This is a genomic window from Pseudomonas sp. D1-36 (genome assembly GCF_051132205.1).
GTDB lineage: Bacteria > Pseudomonadota > Gammaproteobacteria > Pseudomonadales > Pseudomonadaceae > Aquipseudomonas.
On the sequence record NZ_CP071674.1, the window covers coordinates 281,732 to 303,096 of the forward strand.

Annotated in this window: 18 protein-coding genes; 8 read left to right on the top strand and 10 right to left on the bottom strand. The window is 61.2% G+C overall.

From position 1 onward, the window contains the following. The first annotated feature begins 113 nt into the window (after nucleotides 1–113). Nucleotides 114–2,075: a choline transporter BetT gene (betT, locus tag J3P76_RS01260; protein WP_434611683.1), complete on the top strand. Its 1,962-nt coding sequence runs from the start codon at nucleotides 114–116 to the stop codon at nucleotides 2,073–2,075. Between the two features lie 160 nt (nucleotides 2,076–2,235). Here betT and J3P76_RS01265 read toward each other — a convergent pair whose 3' ends face one another. Beyond that, entirely contained in the window at nucleotides 2,236–2,976 is a 741-nt protein-coding gene (locus J3P76_RS01265) for an SDR family oxidoreductase (RefSeq protein ID WP_434701425.1), read from the bottom strand. A gap of 125 nt (nucleotides 2,977–3,101) precedes the next feature. Between J3P76_RS01265 and J3P76_RS01270 the strand changes: the two genes are divergently transcribed. Next, nucleotides 3,102–3,992 carry a LysR family transcriptional regulator gene (locus J3P76_RS01270; protein ID WP_434608370.1) on the top strand — a complete coding sequence of 297 codons (891 nt, stop codon included), beginning with the start codon at nucleotides 3,102–3,104 and terminating at the stop codon, nucleotides 3,990–3,992. 205 nt (nucleotides 3,993–4,197) lie between these two features. Continuing rightward, nucleotides 4,198–5,235, top strand: coding sequence for an L-glyceraldehyde 3-phosphate reductase (gene mgrA / locus J3P76_RS01275; protein ID WP_434561220.1), 1,038 nt, complete (start codon nucleotides 4,198–4,200; stop codon nucleotides 5,233–5,235). Between the two features lie 186 nt (nucleotides 5,236–5,421). On the opposite strand, the gene tauD is transcribed toward mgrA, so the two are convergent. From tauD to J3P76_RS01310, 7 genes are all read right to left on the bottom strand, one after another. Continuing rightward, nucleotides 5,422–6,264: a taurine dioxygenase gene (gene tauD / locus J3P76_RS01280; RefSeq protein ID WP_434701426.1), complete on the bottom strand. Its 843-nt coding sequence runs from the start codon at nucleotides 6,262–6,264 to the stop codon at nucleotides 5,422–5,424. 48 nt (nucleotides 6,265–6,312) lie between these two features. After that, nucleotides 6,313–7,152, bottom strand: a complete 840-nt coding sequence (gene tauC, locus J3P76_RS01285; RefSeq protein ID WP_434701427.1) for a taurine ABC transporter permease TauC — start codon at nucleotides 7,150–7,152, stop codon at nucleotides 6,313–6,315. Beyond that, nucleotides 7,149–7,943, bottom strand: a complete 795-nt coding sequence (gene tauB / locus J3P76_RS01290; protein ID WP_434701428.1) for a taurine ABC transporter ATP-binding subunit — start codon at nucleotides 7,941–7,943, stop codon at nucleotides 7,149–7,151. The genes tauC and tauB overlap by 4 nt, the downstream gene beginning before the upstream one ends. 19 nt (nucleotides 7,944–7,962) lie before the next feature. Continuing rightward, the gene (gene tauA, locus J3P76_RS01295) at nucleotides 7,963–8,940 is read right to left on the bottom strand and encodes a taurine ABC transporter substrate-binding protein (RefSeq protein ID WP_434701429.1); all 978 of its coding nucleotides are present in this window, start codon (nucleotides 8,938–8,940) and stop codon (nucleotides 7,963–7,965) included. Nucleotides 8,941–9,123: 183 nt separating this feature from the next. Next, the gene (gene gshA, locus J3P76_RS01300; protein WP_434675733.1) at nucleotides 9,124–10,707 is read right to left on the bottom strand and encodes a glutamate--cysteine ligase; all 1,584 of its coding nucleotides are present in this window, start codon (nucleotides 10,705–10,707) and stop codon (nucleotides 9,124–9,126) included. 269 nt (nucleotides 10,708–10,976) lie between these two features. Beyond that, complete coding sequence (locus J3P76_RS01305) at nucleotides 10,977–11,360, bottom strand: PaaI family thioesterase (protein ID WP_420766434.1); 384 nt, start codon at nucleotides 11,358–11,360, stop codon at nucleotides 10,977–10,979. Beyond that, nucleotides 11,360–13,684, bottom strand: a complete 2,325-nt coding sequence (locus tag J3P76_RS01310) for a Tex family protein (RefSeq protein ID WP_434701431.1) — start codon at nucleotides 13,682–13,684, stop codon at nucleotides 11,360–11,362. Before J3P76_RS01310 ends, J3P76_RS01305 begins: the two co-directional genes overlap by 1 nt. Before the next feature lie 356 nt (nucleotides 13,685–14,040). Between J3P76_RS01310 and ompR the strand changes: the two genes are divergently transcribed. Further along, entirely contained in the window at nucleotides 14,041–14,781 is a 741-nt protein-coding gene (ompR, locus tag J3P76_RS01315; RefSeq protein ID WP_003196691.1) for an osmolarity response regulator transcription factor OmpR, read from the top strand. Between the two features lie 111 nt (nucleotides 14,782–14,892). Next, entirely contained in the window at nucleotides 14,893–16,206 is a 1,314-nt protein-coding gene (locus tag J3P76_RS01320) for an ATP-binding protein (protein WP_039592640.1), read from the top strand. 130 nt (nucleotides 16,207–16,336) lie between these two features. Here J3P76_RS01320 and rimK read toward each other — a convergent pair whose 3' ends face one another. Both rimK and J3P76_RS01330 read right to left on the bottom strand, forming a co-directional pair. After that, entirely contained in the window at nucleotides 16,337–17,242 is a 906-nt protein-coding gene (rimK, locus tag J3P76_RS01325; RefSeq protein WP_215003541.1) for a 30S ribosomal protein S6--L-glutamate ligase, read from the bottom strand. Continuing rightward, a complete protein-coding gene (locus J3P76_RS01330) occupies nucleotides 17,239–17,661 on the bottom strand; it encodes an ATP-dependent zinc protease family protein (protein ID WP_230633425.1) in 423 nt (140 codons plus the stop codon). Before J3P76_RS01330 ends, rimK begins: the two co-directional genes overlap by 4 nt. 295 nt (nucleotides 17,662–17,956) lie before the next feature. Here J3P76_RS01330 and J3P76_RS01335 point away from each other — a divergent pair, with 295 nt between their 5' ends. The 3 genes from J3P76_RS01335 (at nucleotide 17,957) to J3P76_RS01345 (ending at nucleotide 21,245) form a co-directional block, all read left to right on the top strand. Then, complete coding sequence (locus J3P76_RS01335; RefSeq protein WP_420766432.1) at nucleotides 17,957–18,361, top strand: RNA-binding S4 domain-containing protein; 405 nt, start codon at nucleotides 17,957–17,959, stop codon at nucleotides 18,359–18,361. A gap of 258 nt (nucleotides 18,362–18,619) precedes the next feature. Beyond that, nucleotides 18,620–19,522 carry an Hsp33 family molecular chaperone HslO gene (hslO, locus tag J3P76_RS01340; RefSeq protein ID WP_420766431.1) on the top strand — a complete coding sequence of 301 codons (903 nt, stop codon included), beginning with the start codon at nucleotides 18,620–18,622 and terminating at the stop codon, nucleotides 19,520–19,522. A 178-nt stretch (nucleotides 19,523–19,700) separates the two neighbouring features. Then, complete coding sequence (locus J3P76_RS01345; RefSeq protein WP_434701432.1) at nucleotides 19,701–21,245, top strand: phosphoenolpyruvate carboxykinase; 1,545 nt, start codon at nucleotides 19,701–19,703, stop codon at nucleotides 21,243–21,245. The last annotated feature ends 120 nt before the right edge of the window (nucleotides 21,246–21,365 follow it).

The window sequence follows — 21,365 nt, forward strand, 5'->3', positions numbered from 1 at the left end:
CTCACAACAGGAGGCTTGCCTTTGCCGAGTCCGTTTGTACACATCGCTGCTTCGCTTCGCGAGGTGCTCTGTCGATGAGCACTTCGTCCCTCCCACCCAGCGGCCTGGTCCGCATGAATCCGCCAGTGTTTTATTTCTCGGCGACCTTCATCCTGCTGTTCGGCCTGGTTGTCATCACGCTGCCCAAGCAGGCCGGCGCGTGGCTTCTGGCGGCCCAGAACTGGGCGGCCAACACGGTCGGTTGGTATTACTTGCTGGCGATGACCCTGTATCTGATTTTCGTGGTAGTCACTGCATTGTCCGGCTACGGCAAGATCAAGCTCGGAGCCGACCACGACGAACCCGAGTTCAGTTACCTGTCCTGGGCCGGCATGTTGTTCGCCGCCGGGATCAGCATCACGTTGTTCTTCTTTTGCGTTTCGGAGCCGCTGACCCATCTGGTCCAGCCCCCCCAAGGGGAGGCCGGCACCGCCGATGCGGCGCGCCAGGCCATGCAGATCCTATTCCTGCACTGGGGCTTGCACGGCTGGGGCGTCTTTGCATTCGTCGGCATGGCCCTGGCGTACTTCGCCTACCGGCACAATTTGCCGTTGGCCTTGCGGTCGGCGTTGTACCCGCTGATCGGCAAGCGCATCAATGGCCCGATCGGTTATGCAGTGGACGGCTTCGGCATCATTGCGACCGTGTTCGGCCTGGGCGCGGACATGGGGTTTGGAGTGCTGCACCTCAATTCCGGGCTGGATTACCTGTTCGGCATCGCTCACACGCAGTGGATCCAGGTTGGCCTGATCGTACTGATGATGGGGGCGGCAATCATCGTCGCCGTGGCGGGTGTCGACAAAGGCGTGCGGGTCATGTCCGACATCAACATGCTGCTGGCCTGCGCACTGTTGTTGTTTGTGCTGTTCGCCGGCCCGACACAGCACCTGCTCAACACGCTGATCCAGAACCTGGGGGACTACCTCGGCGCGCTGCCGATGAAAAGTTTCGACCTGTACGCCTACAACAAGCCCAGTGACTGGCTGGGCGGCTGGACCGTTTTCTACTGGGCGTGGTGGATCGCCTGGTCGCCGTTCGTGGGGCTGTTTATCGCACGGATTTCCCGTGGCCGTACGATCCGCGAATTCGTGTTTGGCGTGCTTTTGATTCCACTGGGTTTCACCCTGGCGTGGATGTCGATCTTCGGCAACAGTGCCCTCGACCAGGTACTGAACCATGGCATGAGTGCCTTGGGCATGTCCGCCCTGGAAAACCCGTCGATGAGCCTTTACCTGCTGCTGGAAACCTATCCGTGGAGCAAGACGGTGATCGCGGTCACGGTGTTTATCAGCTTCGTGTTTTTTGTCACGTCCGCCGATTCAGGCACCGTGGTGCTTTCGACATTGTCTGCCAAGGGTGGCAGCCCCGATGAAGACGGGCCGAAATGGCTGCGTGTGTTCTGGGGGGCGATGACCGCCCTGGTGACCAGTGCCTTGCTGTTTTCCGGGAGTATCGATGCGCTCAAGTCAGCGGTGGTGCTGACGTCGTTGCCGTTCTCCATGATTCTTTTGCTGATGATGTGGGGGCTGCACAAGGCGTTCTATCTCGAATCCCAGAAGCAGATTGCGCAATTGCATTCCCTCGCGCCGGTGGCGGGGTCTCGCCGGGGCACGGGCGGCTGGCGCCAGCGTCTGAGCCAGGCGGTGCATTTCCCTTCCCGGGACGAGGTGTACCGTTTCCTGGACACCACGGTGCGCCCTGCCATTGAAGAAGTGAAAGCGGTGTTCGCTGAAAAAGGCCTGGCGGTGATGACCCAGCCAGACCCGGCCAACGACAGCGTCAGCCTAGAGATCGGCCACGGCGAGCAGCATCCGTTCATCTACCAGGTGCAGATGCGCGGCTACTTCACGCCGTCCTTCGCCCGGGGCGGCATGGGCTCCAAGCAGATCAACAACCGGCGTTACTACCGAGCCGAGGTGCACCTGAGCGAAGGCAGCCAGGATTACGACCTGGTGGGCTACTCCAAGGAGCAGGTCATCAACGACATCCTCGATCAGTACGAACGCCATATGCAGTTCTTGCATCTGGTGCGCTGAGCTAAGCCCAAGGACGGCGTCAACGAGCTTAGGGTCTGGCACCACCGGCCCCAACGCGAGCAGGCTCGCTCCCACAGGTCAAGGATTCCCTTGTGGGAGCGAGGTTGCTCCGGGCGGCGATCCGACGAAAGCGGTTTGACTTGGGGTTCAGATCGCAGCCTCAGACCAGCCCACCATTGGCCCGCAGGATCTGCCCGTTCACCCAGCCGGCAGCCGGGCTGGCCAGGAAAGACACGATGCTGGCAATGTCTTCCGGCTGGCCGAGGCGCTCCAAGGGCGGCATCTTCGCGTAGTGCTGCACCTGCTCTTCGCTTTTTCCGTGCATGAACAGCTCGGTGGCGACCGGCCCCGGGGCCACGGCATTGACCGTGATCTGGCGGCCGCGCAGTTCCTTGGCAAACACCTGGGTCAGCGACTCCACCGCGGCCTTGCTGGCTATGTACACCGAATAGCCAGGCAGGTTCAGGCCCACGGTGCTGCTGGAAAAATTCACGATTCGGCCGCCGTCGTTCAGCCGGGTCGCGGCTTCGCGCAAGGTGTTGAACGTGCCCCGGGTATTGATTGCAAACGTGCGGTCGAACAGCTCATCGCTGTGCTGTGCCAAGGGCATGACCTGGAGGATGCCTGCGTTGTTGATCAACACATCGACCTTGCCCAGCTGTGCTTCGACTTCATCGAACATCCGGCTGACATCGGCGGCAACCGACACGTCGGCCTTCACCGCTATGGCCTGGTGACCGGCCTGGCGCAACTGCACGACCAGCCTGGAGGCTTCGGTGGCACTGCTGGCGAAGTTGACGGCGACGGCGAAACCGTCAGTGGCCAGTTGCTTGGCAATCTCTGCACCGATGCCGCGCGAGGCGCCGGTGACAATGGCAACTTTGAAGTTTGGAACAGTCATGGCAAGAATCCCCTGAGATGTCGTGGTAGGTTGAAGCCAGATTCACATGTTTACTCTTGGCGATAAATGCAAGAAAGTTGCCTTGACTGTTCAATATCTCTCAACAATCAGGGCGCAGGATTCCGATGGATCAGGTCAAGGCCATGCGGGTATTTGTCCGCATCTACGAGCGCAGCAGTTTCACCCTGGCCGCTGAAGATTTGAGCATGCCCCGGGCGACGCTGACCCACACGCTCAATCAGTTCGAGGCCTGGTTGGGGGTGCGTTTGCTGGAGCGCAGCACCCGCAAGGTACGCCCGACCCTTGATGGCGAAGCCTATTACCCGCGATGCGTGCAGTTGCTGGCCGAGCTGGAGGAAGCCGAACTGGCGTTTCGCGGCGTGGCGCCCAAAGGCAAGCTGAGGGTGGACCTGCACGGAACCCAGGCGCGATATTTCGTGATCCCGGCGCTGCCGCAATTCATGGCTCGCTACCCCGAAATAGAATTGTTCATCAGCGAGGCGGATCGTTTCGTCGACCTGATTGCCGAAGGCGTTGATTGCGTCGTGCGTTCCGGCACGTTGGCGGATTCGTCATTGATTGGCCGGCGCGTCGCCAATCTTCGGCAGATCACTTGCGCCAGTCCTGCTTACCTTCGCCGGCACGGTGAGCCGAAAAGCCTCGCGGATCTGAAACATCACAAAGCGGTGAATTACGTCTCGCGCAGTACCGGCAAGCTGTATCCGTTCGAGTTCATGGTCGAGGGCGAACTCAAGGAAGTGCCGATCGGGGGCACGTTGTCAGTGTCCGGCGCGGAAATCTACGCCGCGTCGGCCATCGCCGGGATGGGCCTGATCCAATGCCCGCATTACCGGATGGAGGAGCCGATCCGGCAGGGTCTGATCCAGGAAGTCCTCGCCGCGACTCCACCACCTTCCATGCCAGTGTCGGTGCTCTATCCGCACAACCGACACATGTCGTCACGGGTGCGAGTGTTCGTGGATTGGGTGGCCCAGGTGTTTGCGCAGGCGCGTTAAGGCTAGGCTATCGAGCCCTGTGGGCGCGAGCTTGCTCGCGATGAGGCCATACCTGTCGATGATTTGTTGGCAGATCCACCGCTATCGTCGGATCGCCGCTCGGAGCAAGCTCGCTCCACACCTGCCATGCGAACTTTCGGCCTGACCGATGCGTCTGTGAAATGTTAGCTTCTGCCACTCGCCGTTCGCACAGAGAGCCTTTTCGATGACCTACACCGCTGCGCAAAACCGCTACGAGTCCATTCCCTATCGCCGCGTCGGGCGCAGCGGGCTGGTGCTTCCGGCCCTGTCACTCGGCTTGTGGCACAACTTCGGCGACAGTACGCCGATCGATACTCAGCGAGCCTTGCTGCGCACGGCATTCGACCTGGGCATCAACCATTTCGACCTCGCCAACAACTACGGCCCGCCCTATGGCAGCGCCGAAATCAATTTCGGTCGGCTGTTGCGTGAAGATTTCAAGCAGTACCGCGATGAACTGATCATCTCCAGCAAGGCCGGCTGGGACATGTGGCCCGGCCCTTATGGACAGGGCGGCGGTTCGCGCAAATACGTGCTCGCCAGCCTCGACCAGAGCCTGCAACGCTTGGGCGTGGATTACGTGGACATTTTCTACTCCCACCGTTTCGATCCCGACACGCCACTGGAGGAAACAGCCAGCGCCCTCGCCACGGCCGTGCAACAGGGCAAGGCTTTGTACATAGGCATCTCTTCGTATTCGGGCGTGAAGACCCGGGAAATGGCCGCGCTGCTCAAGGAATGGAAAGTCCCGCTGCTGATCCACCAGCCGGCCTACAACCTGCTCAATCGCTGGGTGGAAAAAGACCTGCTGGACGCTACCGAGGAGCTCGGCACTGGCGTCATCGCTTTCACGCCGCTGGCCCAGGGACTGCTGACCGACAAGTATCTCAAGGGCATTCCGGCCGATGCGCGGGTGAATCGCCCGGGCGGTGGCTCGTTGCAAGCGTCGCATCTGTCGGATGAAAATATCGCCCACGTTCGCGCCCTCAACGAAATCGCCCAGCGTCGCGGCCAAAGCCTGGCTCAAATGGCCCTGGCCTGGACGCTGCGCGATCCACGTGTCACCTCGGCCCTGATCGGCGCGAGCCGGCCGGAGCAGATCGTCGAGAACGTCGGGGCGTTGCAGAACCTCAACTTCAGCGCCGAAGAACTGGCCGAGATCGACCGGTTTGCCCAGGAGGGTGGGATTAACCTGTGGGAGAAGCCTTCGACAGCGGAGTAACACCGAACACCCCTGTGGCGAGGGAGCTTGCTCCCGCTGGGCCGCGAAGCGGCCCCAAACCCATTCAACGCTGCGTATCAGGAAAAGCAGTGGGACAGGTTTTGCGACTGCTGCGCAGTCGAGCGGGAGCAAGCTCCCTCGCCACGGGGATATGCGTTACCCCGGAAAACCATTCGGGCAAGGCATTCACCTGAAAAACGGCACATCCCCCAACACCGTCGCCCGGTGCATCACGCGCCGGGCGGGACGGTAGTCGTCCACGGCGAAATGCTGGGTCACGCGGTTATCCCAGAACGCCACGTCGTTGACCTGCCAGCGCCAACGAACGGTGAACTCCGGTCGGGTGGCGTGGGCGAACAGCAGTTTCAGGATCGCCTCGCTTTCGGTTTCCGATAGCTCGTTGATTCGGGTGGTAAAGCCTTCGTTGACGAACAGCGAGCGGCGGCCGCTCACTGGATGAGTACGTATTACTGGATGGGACAACGGCGGGTTCTTGCGCCGTGCTTCCTCCCAGCGCACCAGGTCTTCAGGCGAGTTGCCGAAGCGCTCCAGCGGAAATGAACGGGTGAAATCGTGGGTCGCTGTCAGACCTTCCAGCAAACTTTTCAACGGCGCCGACAACGCTTCGTAGGCTGCAATGCCGCTGGCCCATAACGTGTCGCCGCCAAACGCCGGCAGCAGCTTGGCGCTGAGCACCGCGCCCAGGGCGGGTGTCGGCAAGAAGGTCACGTCGGTGTGCCACACCGCGTTATCGCGAACGTCGGTGACGGCGGTGTCGAGCACCAGCACTTCAGGCTGCTCCGGTATGTTGGGGTAGATCGGATGGATGTGCAGGTCACCGAAATACGCCGCGAAACGTGCCTGTTGCGGTGGTTCGATCGGCTGGTCGCGGAAAAACAGTACCTGATGTTCCAGCAATGCCTGCTCGACGAAATCCCGGTCTTGCGGACTCAGCGGTTGGCTGATGTCGATCCCGTTGATCTGCGCGCCGATGGCAATGCTTAAAGGGGTAGTGGTCGGGCGGCTCATTTTGATTCTCTCGGATGGGCGCCGAATGGTCGGCGTGGTCATTGCGTATCAGTGAGCCTGGCCGTGCCATGGCACCAGTTTGCGTTGCAGGGCGCGCAGGCCCATCTCCATGGCGAAGGCGATCACTGCGATCACCAGGATTCCCAGAACCACGACATCGGTGACCAGGAATTGCGCCGCCGACTGCACCATGAATCCCAGGCCACTGGTGGCTGCGATCAGTTCAGCGGCGACCAGCGTCGACCAACCCACGCCCAGGCCGATGCGAATGCCGGTAAGAATGTCGGGCAAGGCGCTGGGTACGATCACATGACGAATCAATTGCGTCCGCGAGGCGCCCAGGGACTGCGCGGCGCGCAATCTGGCCGGGTCGACGGTGCGCACGCCGGTGGCCGTAGCGATGGCGGTCGGGGCGAAGATCGCCAGGTAGATCAGCAGGACTTTCGACAGCTCGCCGATGCCGCACCAGATCACGATCAGCGGCAAGTAAGCCAGGGGAGGGATCGGCCGATAGAATTCGATCAGCGGATCGAGCACGCCACGGGCAATACGATTGGCGCCGATGGCGATGCCCACCGGCACCGCTGTCAGCACCGCGAACAACAGGCCCAGGCCAATCCGGCCGAGGCTTGCGCCCAGGTGTTGCCAGAGTGTCGAGTCCATGTAGCCGCTGGTTGCCAGCAGCCAACCCTTCTGCAGCACGGCGGAGGGCGGCGGCAGGAACAGCGGTTCGATCAGCCCGGTGGCGGTGATCGCCCACCAGAGAAACAGCAACACCACCAATGTCAGGCCGCTGATCCAGCGTGTGCTCAGCCTGCGTCGAGCGGGTGCGGCCGCGTGCGAATTCACGGCATCGCCGGCCACGGCTGGAATTTCATAGCTGCTCATGCGCGCTCCTGTTGTCGAGTGGCGCTGCGTTGGGAAAACACTCTGGCGAGCACGTGCTCGCGGGTCTCGATGAAGCGTGGATCGGACTTGATCGACCGGGCCGATTCGCCAGCGCCGTAGCGGTGGCCGAAATCCAGGCTCAGCCGCTCGACGATCCGCCCGGGATCGGGCGCCAGCAAAATCAGGTCGGTCGCCAGGAACACGGCTTCTTCGATGTCGTGGGTAATCAGGAACACCGGTTTGGCGGTGCGCTGCCAGACCTGCAGCAGCAGTTCCTGCATCTGCTCGCGGGTGAAGGCGTCCAGGGCTCCGAACGGTTCGTCCATCAACATTACCCGTGGATCGGCCGCCAGCGCGCGGGCCAGGCCGACGCGTTGCTTCTGACCGCCAGACAGCTGCCAGACGCGACGCTTTTCGAACCCGGCCAGGTCCACCAAGGCAAGCATTTCCCGGGCGCGAGCCTCGCGTTTTTCTCTCGCGACCCCGGCCAGTTCCAGGCCAAACCCGACGTTTGCCAGCACGTCCTGCCAAGGCAGCAACGCATCGTCCTGGAACACCACGCCACGTTCGGCGCCCGGGCCTGACACTGGCACGCCGTCCAAGGTGATTTGCCCGGCGCTGGGCTCGACGAACCCGGCAATCAGGTTCAGCAACGACGTCTTGCCACTGCCGGATGGCCCGAGGGCGACCAGCAACTGCTGTGGACCCAGGGTCAACGAAATATCCGCCAGTACCGGTTTCGTGGCGCCGGGGTACTGTGCGCTGATGCGCTCCAGCTGTAGCAAGGCCATTTCGGTGTCTCCTTTTTGATCAGCGAGTGATGTACTTGGCGCTGACGTACGGTGCGTAATCCGGCAGTACGGCTTCGACCTTGCCTTGCTCCTTGAGGAACGCGGCGGTGTTGGTTATCGCCTGGGTGGTTGGGGCGCCGAGGCTCAGCACCTGGTCTGCGGCCAGGGGGAATACGTTGCCTTGCAACAACAGCGGGATATCGCTGGCCTTGGCCCCGGATAGCTTCACCAGCTTGTCGATGTTGGACGCATCGGCCAGCCAGGCTAGTGGGTCCTTGCGGTATTGGGCATAGGCATCCAGGGTGACTTTTGCGAAAGCCGTGACGATTTCAGGGTGCTGCTGGGCGAAGTCCTTGCGCACGATCCATGCGTCGAAGGTCGGTGCGCCAAATTGCGCCAGTTCCGCAGAGGTAATCAGCACCTTGCCGTTTTCCTTGGCCACGCCCAGGGCTGGGTCCCAGACGTAGGTGGCGTCGATGTCGCCGCGTTTCCACGCCGCGATGATGGCCGGTGGGGCGAGGTTGAGCACGGTGACTTTCGATGGGTCGATATTCCAGTGTTTCAGCGCGGCGAGCAGGCTGTAATGGCCGGTGGAAACAAACGGCACGGCGATCTTCTTGCCGATCAGGTCTTGCGGGGTCTTGATGCCGGAGCCGTCACGGGCCACCAAGGCTTCGGCGGCGCCGATCTGCGTCGCGATGAGGAATGTTTCTACTGGCACCTTACGAGTGATCGCGGCGGTCAGCGGGCTGGAGCCGAGGTAGCCGATCTGCACATCGCCCGAGGCGATGGCGGCGATGATATCGGCGCCGTTGTCGAACTTGCGCCAGGCGATCTTGGCCTGGGTGGCTTTTTCATACGCGCCATCGGCTTGGGCGACTTTCGCCGGGTCCACGGTGGTCTGGTAGGCGACGGTCAGGTCGGTTGCCTGTGCGAAAAAACTCGCCGCGGCCAGGGAGGCGGCTGCGAGAAGGCGAAGGGGGAAACTCAAAGACATGGTAAAGCTCCTCAACCAGCCGCCGGAGAGTCGGCGTTGGAGGAGACTAAATGATCTAAGAACTATAAAATAAATAACTTTTTCGCATTAGCTTATCTGCGAAAAAGTCTATCGAGAAGCCACGAAACCCCTGTGGCAAGGAAGCAAGCTCCCTCGCCACAGAATGTTCTTGCCAGCGGCGAATCAGTTACTGATCGCTAGAATGCTCGCCTGGTACGACCCCACGAACACGTCGAAATCACCCACTTCGTTCTGCTCCAACTCGGTTTGCTGGACCAGGGATCGCCGAGCATTTTCCTCGAAGGCAATTATTTCATCGGCCGACAGTGGCTCTGCGCGGAAAAACTCGGCGTGGGCCTTGCTCTGGCGCAGGGAGAACTGGGCGAAGCTTTCCTTGTGTTCGGCCATGGCCGCCAGTACCCGGGCGGATGGCGTGAGGAATGGGTCGCGGACTTTTGCCAGTTGGGCGTCCAGCGCCTGGCGGTGGTCATCACCACCTTGGCTTTGGTCGAGCAGTGCCGCCAGCGGGGCGATCTTGTCCAGCAATTCCAGGGCCCAGGCTTGCATGTCCACCGATTCACCCTGGCGCTGCAATTGCAGGCCTGGCTTGCGGCCTTCCTTGACCACCGTCAGGAAGTTGCTGGTGGCGTTGCTGCACTCGTTGTTTTCCAATTGCGGGCTGTCGTCGAGGCCGCAATACAAGAGGAACGCATCGAGGAACCGCGATTCGGTCAGGTCGATGCCCATCGGCAAGAACGGGTTGATGTCCAGGCAACGTACTTCGACGTACTGGATGCCACGGGCCATCAGCGCCTGGATCGGTCGCTCCCCGGTGTAGGTCACGCGCTTGGGGCGGATGTTGGAGTAGTACTCGTTTTCGATCTGCAGGATGTTGGTGTTGAGCTGCACCCATTCGCCGTTCTGGTGAGTGCCAATCTCGACATACGGCGCATACGGCGTTGCCACAGCCTTGCGCAGGCTATCGGTGTAGCTTGCCAGGTCGTTGTAGCAAGGCGTCAGGCCGGCCTGGGCGTTGCTCTGGTAACCCAGGTCGCTCATGCGCAGGCTGGTGGCATAGGGCAGGTACAAGGTGTCCGGGTCCAATTGTTCCAGCTGATGCGGTCGGCCACGCAGGAAACCGGCGTCGAGGGCCGGCGAGGCGCCGAACAGGTACATCAATAGCCAGCTGTAGCGCCGGAAATTGCGGATCAGGGCGATATAGGCCGACGACTGGAAATCCCGGTCGCTCAGATCGCTGGCTTCGTCCTGGCGCAGCAGGGGCCAGAGCTTTTCCGGCAGGGAAAAGTTGTAGTGGATCCCGGCGATGCATTGCATGGTCTTGCCGTAACGCAGGGCCAGACCCTTGCGATAGACATACTTGAGCCGACCGATGTTCGAGGTGCCGTAATAGGCGATCGGAATCTCCTCCTCAGCCGGCAGCGGACACGGCATCGAAGGGCTCCACAGGTATTCGTCGCCGAGCTTGCTGTAGACAAACCGGTGGATCCTGTCGAGGCTGCGCAGGGTATCAGCCGGGTTGGCCAGGGCCGGCGTGATGAATTCCAGCAGCGACTCGGAATAGTCGGTGGTGATCTGTTCGTTGGTCAGCGCCGAGCCCAGGGCTTGCGGGTGCGGCGTCTGCGCCAGGCGCCCGTTGTCGGTGACACGCAGGCATTCACGTTCGATACCGTGCAGGCACTGCTCGAGCAGGGAGAGGTTGGCGCGCTCGCCGAGCAGGGCCAGGCGGCGGTTTAAAAGGTCGCTCAAGTTGAATTCCTTCACGCGTCAGTCGCCCCAATATGGGGGTGGGCAAGACGGTCTACAAGGGTGAAGTTAAAACTGGCGTTTTCGCCTGGTTTACATACGGTCAAAGAAGATCGCCGCCGTCCCTCGTGGGAGCGAGCTTGCTCGCGATAGCGGTATATCAGTCAACTAAATGTGACAGGTCCATCGCCATCGCGAGCAAGCTCGCTCCCACAGGAAAGCCCGACACCGCATTCGTGGCGTCGAAATTAACTCAAATCGATGACCAGGAGCTATAGGACAGCGAACGTGCCTTGCGCTTTTGCGACCAGCTTGTCGCCTTGCATCACATCGGCCTCGACCACCAATGTGCGCCGGCCCGGGTGGATGACCCGGGCGGTGCACAACACCTCGCCGTCGGACACGGCGCGGATGTAGTTGATCTTGCATTCGATGGTCGCAGACTGCTGGTCGAAGCCATGGACACTGGAGCAGGCCAGGCCCATGGCGATGTCCACCAGGCTGAACAGCGCGCCACCGTGCAGCTTGCCGCCGCGATTACGCAATTCGGGGGCCAGGTCCAGGGTGACTTGCGCCACCCCGTCCCCAAGGCTGTGCAAACGGCAGCCGAGCAGCTTGAAAAACGCGCTCTCCACCAACCCGGCTGGCGCGTCCATCAGCGTTTCTTCAATTGCTTGGCGTTGGCGAACAGCGAGGCCATGGCGTTGTTCGCCGGGGCCGCCGTGGCGGTTTCCTTGCGGGGCGCGGTGTTCTGCGACTGGCGTGGGGCGGCGCCTGGGCGAGCACCGCGGGCACCGTCGACCTTCTCACCCGGCGTGTCACTCATGCGCATCGACAGGCCAACGCGTTTGCGCGGGATATCGACTTCCATGACCTTCACTTTCACCACGTCGCCGGCCTTCACGGCTTCGCGCGGGTCCTTGATGAATTTTTCCGACAGTGCCGAGATGTGTACCAGGCCGTCCTGGTGCACGCCGATATCAACGAACGCGCCGAAGTTGGTCACGTTGGTGACCACGCCTTCGAGGATCATGCCCGGTTGCAAGTCCTTGAGGTCTTCGACGCCTTCCTGGAATTCGGCGGTCTTGAACTCCGGACGCGGGTCGCGGCCCGGCTTCTCCAGCTCTTGCAGAATGTCGGTCACGGTGGGCAGGCCGAAGGTTTCGTCGGTGAATTTCTTCGGGTCCAGGCGCTTGAGGAACGCGGCGTCGCCGATCAGCGAGCGGATGTCGCGGTCGGTCTGGGCGGCGATGCGTTGCACCAGCGGATACGCTTCCGGGTGGACCGCCGAGGAGTCGAGCGGGTTGTCGCCGTTCATGACGCGCAGGAAGCCGGCGGCTTGTTCGAAGGTTTTTTCACCCAGGCGCGGGACTTTCTTCAACGCGGCGCGGGTCTTGAACGCGCCATGTTCGTCACGGTGGGTGACAATGTTCTGCGCGAGTGTCGCGTTCAGGCCGGAAATCCGCGCCAGCAGTGCCACCGAAGCGGTGTTCACGTCCACACCCACGGCGTTCACGCAATCCTCCACCACGGCGTCCAGGCCACGGGCCAGTTTCAGTTGGGACACGTCGTGCTGGTATTGACCGACACCGATGGATTTCGGATCGATCTTCACCAGTTCCGCCAGTGGGTCCTGCAGGCGACGGGCGATCGACACCGCGCCACGGATCGACACGTCCAGGTCCGGGAATTCCTTCGAAGCCAGTTCCGACGCCGAATAAACAGAAGCACCGGCTTCGGAGACCATGACCTTGGTCATTTTCATGGCCGGGTATTTCTTGATCAGTTCCGCTGCCAGCTTGTCGGTCTCGCGGCTGGCGGTGCCGTTGCCGATAGCGATCAGGTCCACCGAATGCTTGGCGCACAGGGCGGCGAGCACCGCGAGGGTCTGGTCCCATTTGTTGTGCGGCACGTGCGGGTAGACCGTGGCGTGGTCCAGCAACTTACCGGTTGAATCGACGACCGCTACCTTGCAACCGGTGCGCAGGCCCGGGTCCAGGCCCAGAGTGGCGCGGGGGCCGGCCGGCGCGGCCAACAGCAGGTCGTGCAGGTTGTGGGCGAATACGTTGATCGCCTCGGTCTCGGCGTTATCGCGCAACTCACCGAGCAAGTCGGTTTCCAGGTGGGTATAGAGCTTGACCTTCCAGGTCCAGCGCACCACCTCGGCCAGCCATGTGTCGGCGGCGCGGTTCTGGTTCTGGATGCCGAATTGCTGGGCGATCATGCCTTCGCACGGGTGCATGGTGCCGGGCAGTTCTTCGCCGACCTTCAGCGCGGAGCTGAGAATGCCTTCGTTGCGGCCACGGAAAATCGCCAGGGCACGGTGGGACGGCATGCTCTTGAGCGGTTCGTCGTGCTCGAAGTAGTCGCGGAACTTGGCGCCTTCCTCCTCTTTGCCGGCGATGACGCGGGCGCTGAGGGTCGCCTCCTGCTTGAGGAAGTTACGCAGCTTTTCCAGCAGGTTGGCGTCTTCAGCGAAACGCTCCATGAGGATGTACTTGGCGCCTTCCAGCGCGGCCTTTACGTCCGCCACGCCTTTTTCCGCATCGATAAAACGCGCGGCTTCGGTTTCCGGGACGAGGGTCGGGTCGTTGAACAGGCCGTCGGCCAGCTCGCCGAGGCCGGCTTCCAGGGCGATCTGGCCCTTGGTGCGGCGCTTTTGCTTGTAGGGCAGGTACAAGTCTTCGAGGCGGGTCTTGGTGTCGGCCAGCTTGATGTCGCGTTCGAGTTGCGGGGTCAGCTTGCCCTGCTCCTGGATGCTCGCCAGGATGCTGATGCGCCGTTCGTCGAGTTCACGCAGGTAGCGCAGGCGCTCTTCCAGATGACGCAATTGAGTGTCATCGAGGCTGCCTGTCACTTCTTTCCGGTAACGGGCGATGAAAGGGACCGTGGAGCCTTCATCGAGTAGCGCGACGGCCGCTTCGACCTGTTGTGGGCGGACGCCGAGTTCCTCGGCGATGCGGCTGTTGATGCTGTCCATAAAACCACCTGACAAATTGTGAAATCAGGCTCGCCACCGCAGAAGCCGGGCTCGGCGAGACTGGTTGAGCGGCCTGGCGTGCGCCGCTGCCTGGGTCAAAAGGCTGCCTGTTGACCCGTGAAATCAAAAAAATGCTGCCTGGCCAGGGGGAAAAAGTGTTTCGCCGGTGTAACGATCCGGCCCTGTCCTGGCACAAAGGCCGCGCATTATAACCAGCGTTCCACCGTTAGGGTGCGTCGCGCCCGTGGGCTTGATCAGCGGATTGCTGGAGATAGGCGAAAAATCTGCTAACAATGCACACGGTACGCACAACGGCAGCTAGGCCATAATGCGCGCCGAGATCAAAGGAGCTTCCTATGAGCAGCACCGCACAAACTGCTGAAGGCGAAAAAATTCTGATTGTTGACGACGATCCAGGGCTGAGCAGCCTGCTGGAGCGCTTTTTCGTCAGCAAGGGTTACCGAGCCCGCACTGTACCGAACACGGAGCAAATGGACCGTCTGTTGGCCCGTGAGGTTTTCAACCTCGTCGTCCTCGACCTGATGCTGCCCGGTGAAGACGGCTTGACCGCCTGTCGTCGCCTGCGCGGCGCGAACAACCAGATCCCGATCATCATGCTGACCGCCAAGGGCGACGAGCTGAGCCGTATCAAGGGCCTTGAACTGGGCGCCGACGATTACCTGGCCAAGCCGTTCAATCCGGACGAGCTGATGGCGCGGGTCAAGGCGGTCTTGCGTCGCCAGTCGGCGCCGGTGCCGGGCGCGCCGGGCAGCGAAGACGAAAGCGTCACCTTCGGCGACTATGAACTGTCGCTGGCCACCCGCGAGCTCAAGCGCGGCGACGAGGTACACATGCTCACCACCGGTGAGTTCGCGGTCCTCAAGGCTTTGGTGATGAACGCTCGCCAGCCGCTGACCCGAGACAAGCTGATGAATTTGGCCCGTGGCCGGGAATGGGATGCGCTGGAGCGTTCCATCGACGTGCAGATTTCCCGCTTGCGCCGGATGATCGAGCCCGATCCATCCAAGCCGCGTTATATCCAGACCGTCTGGGGCGTAGGCTACGTATTCGTGCCGGATGGCGCCGCCAGCAAGTGATCGGCGATTTGTAGGAGCGGGAAGCCTGGTTGATTGAAGTCTTTTCCAGGCGACTCGCGGTCCGTCATTGTGCGAGCATCGCTCGCTCCTGCAAGTGTGTAGCGGCTATTCATGAAAACCCCCGTTTGGTTCCCCCAGAGTTTCTTTTCCCGCACCCTCTGGCTGGTGCTCATCGTCGTGCTTTTTTCCAAGGCGCTGACGTTGGTCTACCTGCTGATGAACGAAGACGTGCTGGTGGACCGCCAATACAGTCACGGCGTTGCCTTGACATTGCGGGCCTACTGGGCGGCCGACGAAACCAATCGAGCAAAGATTGCCGAGGCGGCAACATTGATCCGGGTGGTCGGAGCCGGCGTGCCGGAAGGCGAGCAGCACTGGCCATACAGCGAGATCTATCAGCGGCAGATGCAGGCCGAGTTGGGCGCCGACACCGAGGTGCGATTGCGCATGCACTCGCCGCCGGCATTGTGGGTGCGCGCTCCAAGCCTTGGGGATGGTTGGCTGAAGGTTCCGCTGTACCCCCATCCATTGCGGGGCCAGAAGATCTGGAACGTGCTGGGCTGGTTCCTGGCGATCGGCCTGCTTTCGACGGCTTCGGCGTGGATCTTCGTCAGCCAGCTCAACCAACCGCTCAAACGCCTCGTGTACGCCGCCCGGCAATTGGGCCAGGGGCGTAGTGTACGGTTGCCGATCAGCGATACGCCCAGCGAGATGACCGAGGTGTACCGCGCCTTCAACCAGATGGCCGAGGATGTCGAGCAGGCCGGACGCGAGCGTGAGCTGATGCTTGCAGGGGTCTCCCATGACTTGCGCACGCCCCTGACCCGGTTGCGGTTATCGCTGGAGTTGATGGGCGAGCACACCGACCTGACTGATGAAATGGTCCGCGATATCGAAGACATGGACGCGATTCTTGACCAGTTCCTGGCATTCATTCGCGACGGTCGTGATGAGTCGGTGGAAGAAGTCGATCTCAGCGACCTGGTTCGGGAGGTGGCTGCACCCTATAACCAGAACGAAGAGAAGGTCCACCTGCGCCTGGAGCCGATCCAGCCGTTCCCGCTACGTCGCGTATCGATGAAGCGCCTGCTGAACAACCTGATCGGCAACGCCCTGAACCATGCAGGCACAGGTGTGGAAGTGGCCGCCTACGTTTCGGGCGATACCAGCGCGCCCTACGTCGTGCTGAGCGTCATGGACCGAGGCGCCGGCATCGATCCGTCGGAATTGGAGGCCATTTTCAATCCGTTCACACGAGGCGATCGCGCCCGGGGGGGAAAGGGCACGGGACTGGGCCTGGCGATCGTCAAGCGCATCGCCTCGATGCACGGCGGCAACGTCGAGCTGCGCAATCGCGTGGGCGGCGGACTGGAAGCGCGGGTGCGGCTGCCGTTGGGCTTGATGTTGCCTCGGGATGCGGTGTAGCGGAATCGCTCGGAAGGCGCAAAACCTGTGGGAGCGAGCTTGCTCGCGATGCGGTGGCTCAGCCAAATTTATGTTGGCTGACACACCGTCATCGCGAGCAAGCTCGCTCCCACAGTAATTTATAAATGGATTACCCCTTGCCCTTGGTCCGGGTCATGTTCGGCCCGCCGTTTTTCTCCAGGTGCTCGATGATGATCCCTGCCACGTTCTTGCTGGTGGTGGTCTCGATGCCTTCCAGGCCTGGCGAGGAGTTGACTTCCATCACCAGCGGCCCGTGATTGGAGCGCAGGATGTCCACGCCAGCCACCGCCAGCCCCATGACCTTGGCTGCACGCAGGGCGGTCATACGCTCTTCCGGCGTGATCTTGATCAGGCTTGCGCTGCCGCCGCGATGCAGGTTGGAGCGAAACTCCCCTGGCTTGGCCTGGCGCTTCATCGACGCGATTACTTTGTCGCCGACCACGAAGCAACGAATGTCCGCGCCCCCGGCTTCCTTGATGTATTCCTGGACCATGATGTTCTGCTTCAGGCCCATGAATGCTTCGATCACCGACTCCGCCGCCGTTGCGGTTTCGCACAGCACCACGCCAATGCCCTGGGTGCCCTCCAATACCTTGATAACCAGAGGCGCGCCATTGACCATGGCGATCAGGTCGGGAATGTCATCTGGAGAGTGGGCGAAGCCGGTCACGGGCAAGCCGATGCCACGCCGAGACAGCAATTGCAGCGAGCGCAGCTTGTCTCGCGAGCGGGCAATCGCAACGGACTCATTGAGGGGATACACCCCCATCATTTCGAACTGGCGCAATACCGCGCAACCGTAGAAGGTCACCGACGCGCCGATACGCGGGATCACCGCATCGAAGCCTTCCAGCGGCTTGCCGCGGTAATGGATTTGCGGCTTGTGGCTGGCAATGTTCATGTAGGCGCGCAGGGTATCGATCACCACCATTTCATGGCCACGCTCGGTCCCGGCCTCGACCAGGCGGCGGGTGGAATACAGACGCGGGTTTCGCGACAGCACAGCGATCTTCATGCAACACCTGTGGCAGAGGTAGTGGATACCGGGAATGCCGGCTTGTCTTGAACGTATTTGATGCCTGGATTGACCACCAACTGGCCGTCGATCAAGGCCTTGGAACCCAGCAACAGGCGATAACGCATGGATTTGCGGCAGGCGAGGGTGAATTCGACCCGCCAGAACCGATCGCCCAACGCCAGCGTGGTGCTGATCACATAGCGGACCTGGGCGTGGCCGTTGGAGCTCTTGATGGTCTTGCGCGCCACCAAGGGTGCTTCGCAGCGGCGATGGCGCAGTTGCACGACGGTGCCGAGGTGCGCGGTGAAGCGCACCCATTTTTCGCCGTCACGCTCGAATGGCTCGATGTCGGTGGCGTGCAGGCTCGAGGTGCTGGCGCCGGTGTCGATTTTTGCCCGTAGCCCGGCGACTCCCAGATCAGGGAGCGCCACCCACTCGCGCAGACCGACAACGGTCAGATGGTCGAAAGTCTTCAATAAAAACAACCTGAAATTGGCGCATCGGATTGCGGGCCCCGCGAATCGCGGTATTCACGCAGAATAATCACAAAATGACGACAGTTATCTACGTACTTGTTTGCATGTGTAACCGATGCCGACGCATGCCATGCGGACAGGCGGTTCGGCGGGCATTCTATCCGTCGGGACGGATTCGTGCGCCCGACAAAAACGGTAGTACAGTTCCAGCCATAGGTTAGAAAGAGGAATCCAAGTGGCACAAAAAAGCGAAGAGGATGACAAGGTCCGTCTCGATAAATGGTTGTGGGCGGCACGATTCTATAAAACCCGTGCCTTGGCCAAGGCTGCCATTGAAAGCGGCAAGGTCCATCACCGGGGCGAACGATGCAAGCCTGGCAAAGAGCCACGTATCGGTGATGAATACGTCATTCGAACAGGCTTCGACGAAAAAACGGTGGTCGTCGAAGCGTTGTCCATCGTGCGTCGCGGCGCGCCGCAGGCTCAAACGCTATACCGCGAGACCGAAGCCAGCGTCGCCAAGCGCGAAGCGGCAGCCGCCCAACGCAAGGCCGGTGCCCTGGGTGTGAGCACCGATGGCAAGCCCAGCAAGAAACAACGGCGAGACCTGTTCAAGTTCCATGGGAGCAACAGCGAGTAAAGCATCGGCCACACCTGTAGCCCGTGGCGAGGGAGCTTGCTCCCGCTGGGCCGGTCCGACGCCTCGGGCGTAGCGGCCCCAGAATCTTGCGGTCGCTACGCAACCGAGCGGGAGCAAGCTCCCTCGCCACAACAGCGCTGCACATGCGGATAGATGTTCAGTCTTCCCACAAAGCAAAATCATGGCTTGCTTGGAACCCATCCTGAATGCCCATAAAATGCCAGCCATCCATTGCCATCACCTCAGAACCAGACTCCTATGACTGATTTACCGGATACCGACTACACCCAACGTTTCATCTTCGATGACAGCGACGCCCGTGGCGAGCTGGTAGCGTTGGAGCGTAGCTACGCCGAAGTCCTCGCCAAGCACCCCTATCCGGAGCCGGTCGCGCAGTTGCTCGGCGAGTTGATGGCCGCCGCGGCGCTGCTGGTGGGTACCTTGAAATTCGATGGCTTGTTGATTCTCCAGGCCCGTTCCGAAGGCCCGGTGCCATTGTTGATGATCGAGTGTTCGAGCGAGCGTGAGATCCGAGGCCTGGCCCGTTATCACGCCGAGCAGATCGCCCCCGACGCGACACTCTCCGACCTGATGCCCAATGGTGTTTTGGCCCTGACGGTCGACCCGAGCCATGGCAAGCGCTACCAAGGCATTGTCGATCTCGACGGCGCAACGCTGGCCGAGTGCTTCACCAACTACTTCGTCATGTCCCAGCAGACCAACACACGCTTCTGGCTGTACGCCGACGGGCGGCGTGCCCGCGGCCTGCTGTTGCAGCAATTGCCGGCCGACCGCATTCGTGATTCGGAAGAACGTGATGCCAGCTGGCAACACGTCACCGCTCTCGCCAGCACCTTGAGCGCCGATGAGCTGCTGGGCCTGGACAACGAAACCATCCTGCATCGCCTCTACCACGAAGAACAGGTTCGCCTGTTCGAAGGCCAGCCGTTACGCTTCAAATGCAGTTGCTCCCGTGAACGTTCCGGCAATGCGTTGGTCAGTCTGGGTCTGGAAGATGCGCAGCAATTGGTGATCGAGCATGGCGGCGCCATCGAAATCGATTGCCAGTTTTGCAATGAGCGCTACCTGTTCGATGCCGCGGACATCGCCCAATTGTTCGCCGGTGCGGGTGTCGACACACCGTCAGATACTCGTCACTAAATCGGTTCAGCGCAGGTAAATCTCCTGGCAAACGCCGGATTTACGCCGTACTGACGGGAGGGCCCTACTCTTTTTGGGCTTTTCTGGCATAATCCGGCCCACTTTTTTCGGGTAGTAGTGCGCGACTTCCTACTACAAAACGTTTGGAGCACTCGGCCACGGGCCGACGGGGAATCTCATGACGCAAGCCAATAACGCCGTGTACACCGATCTGAGTGTCGATGATCTGGTTAAAGAAGCCCTGAATCGCGGTGAAGGCGAGCTTGCCGATACTGGCGCGCTGGTTGTACGTACCGGTCATCGTACCGGTCGTTCGCCAGTGGACCGTTTCATTGTGGAAGAGCCAACCACCCAGCACGCCATTGCCTGGGGCCCGATCAACCGCAAGTTCCCGGCTGACAAGTTCGATGCCTTGTGGAACCGCGTCGCAGCCTACCTGGGCGAGCGCGAGCGTTTTGTCTCCCACGTGCATGTAGGTTCCGATCCTGCGCACTACCTGCCGGTCAAGATGACCACCGAGACTGCCTGGCACAACCTGTTCGGCCGCTGCCTGTTCATCAACCCCGAGCAATACAACGCCGGCGGCAAGGACGAATGGCAGATCCTCAACGCGCCGAACTTCGTCTGCGAGCCTGAGCGCGACGGCACCAACTCCGACGGTACCGTGATCATCAACTTCGTGGCCAAGAAAGTGCTGATTGCAGGCATGCGCTATGCCGGCGAGATGAAGAAAGCCCTGTTCTCCGTGCAGAACTTCCTGCTGCCGGCCGCCGACGTGCTGCCGATGCACTGCGCCGCGAACATGGGCGAAGAAGGCGACGTGACCCTGTTCTTCGGCCTGTCGGGCACTGGCAAGACCACCCTGTCCGCCGATGAAAGCCGCTACCTGATCGGTGACGACGAGCACGGTTGGGGCGTGGGCGTGGTCTTCAACATCGAAGGCGGTTGCTATGCCAAGTGCATCGACCTGTCTGAGAAGAACGAGCCGGTCATCTGGAAAGCCATCCAGCACGGTGCCGTACTGGAAAACGTGGTCCTGGATCCGGTCACCAAGAAAGCCGACTATGCCGACGACAGCCTGACCCAGAACAGCCGCGCCGCCTACCCGCGTGAGCTGATCGAAAAACGCGCACCAAAAAACCTCGGTGGCGAGCCAAACGCCGTGATCTTCCTGACCTGCGACCTGACCGGCGTACTGCCACCTGTGTCGATCCTCAGCGAAGAACAAGCCGCCTACCACTTCCTGTCCGGCTACACCGCACTGGTGGGCTCGACCGAAATGGGTTCGGGCAGCGGCATCAAGTCGACTTTCTCCACCTGCTTCGGCGCGCCGTTCTTCCCGCGTCCAGCCGGTGAATACGCTGAGCTGCTGATCAAGCGCATCCGTGGTTTCGGCTCCAAGGTCTACCTGGTCAACACCGGCTGGACCGGCGGCGGCTACGGCGTCGGCAAGCGCTTCAACATCCCGACCACCCGTGCGGTGATCGCAGCGATCCAGAGCGGCGCGCTGATCGGTGCTGAAACCGAACACCTGGACATCATCAACCTGGACGTGCCGCTGGCCGTCCCAGGCGTCGAGACTGGCCTGTTGAACCCACGCAATACCTGGGCCGACAAGGCCGCCTACGACGAAGCGGCCAAGGCATTGGCCGGTCTGTTCATCGAAAACTTCAAGAAGTTCGAAGTGAGCGATGCGATCAAGGCGGCAGGTCCACAGCTGTAAGGCTTGCCGATACATGAGAAAGCCGCCCTTTAAGGGCGGCTTTTTTGTGGGTGACTATTTTTCTTCCCGCGCCTGTTTATCCCTGGAAAGTAGAGGGCGAAATCGTATCCCAACAAAAAG

Excerpts from the sequence above, each read along its gene's own strand:
- J3P76_RS01265 (WP_434701425.1), bottom strand. The coding sequence starts at position 2,976 with ATGACTGTTCCAAACTTCAAAGTTGCCATTGTCACCGGCGCCTCGCGC.
- rimK (WP_215003541.1), bottom strand. The coding sequence starts at position 17,242 with ATGAAGATCGCTGTGCTGTCGCGAAACCCGCGTCTGTATTCCACCCGC.
- J3P76_RS01270 (WP_434608370.1), top strand. The coding sequence starts at position 3,102 with ATGGATCAGGTCAAGGCCATGCGGGTATTTGTCCGCATCTACGAGCGC.
- hslO (WP_420766431.1), top strand. The coding sequence starts at position 18,620 with ATGACTGATTTACCGGATACCGACTACACCCAACGTTTCATCTTCGAT.
- J3P76_RS01320 (WP_039592640.1), top strand. The coding sequence starts at position 14,893 with ATGAAAACCCCCGTTTGGTTCCCCCAGAGTTTCTTTTCCCGCACCCTC.
- J3P76_RS01310 (WP_434701431.1), bottom strand. The coding sequence starts at position 13,684 with ATGGACAGCATCAACAGCCGCATCGCCGAGGAACTCGGCGTCCGCCCA.
- mgrA (WP_434561220.1), top strand. The coding sequence starts at position 4,198 with ATGACCTACACCGCTGCGCAAAACCGCTACGAGTCCATTCCCTATCGC.
- tauB (WP_434701428.1), bottom strand. The coding sequence starts at position 7,943 with ATGGCCTTGCTACAGCTGGAGCGCATCAGCGCACAGTACCCCGGCGCC.
- tauD (WP_434701426.1), bottom strand. The coding sequence starts at position 6,264 with ATGAGCCGCCCGACCACTACCCCTTTAAGCATTGCCATCGGCGCGCAG.
- tauA (WP_434701429.1), bottom strand. The coding sequence starts at position 8,940 with ATGTCTTTGAGTTTCCCCCTTCGCCTTCTCGCAGCCGCCTCCCTGGCC.
- ompR (WP_003196691.1), top strand. The coding sequence starts at position 14,041 with ATGAGCAGCACCGCACAAACTGCTGAAGGCGAAAAAATTCTGATTGTT.
- tauC (WP_434701427.1), bottom strand. The coding sequence starts at position 7,152 with ATGAGCAGCTATGAAATTCCAGCCGTGGCCGGCGATGCCGTGAATTCG.
- betT (WP_434611683.1), top strand. The coding sequence starts at position 114 with ATGAATCCGCCAGTGTTTTATTTCTCGGCGACCTTCATCCTGCTGTTC.
- J3P76_RS01345 (WP_434701432.1), top strand. The coding sequence starts at position 19,701 with ATGACGCAAGCCAATAACGCCGTGTACACCGATCTGAGTGTCGATGAT.
- J3P76_RS01305 (WP_420766434.1), bottom strand. The coding sequence starts at position 11,360 with ATGGACGCGCCAGCCGGGTTGGTGGAGAGCGCGTTTTTCAAGCTGCTC.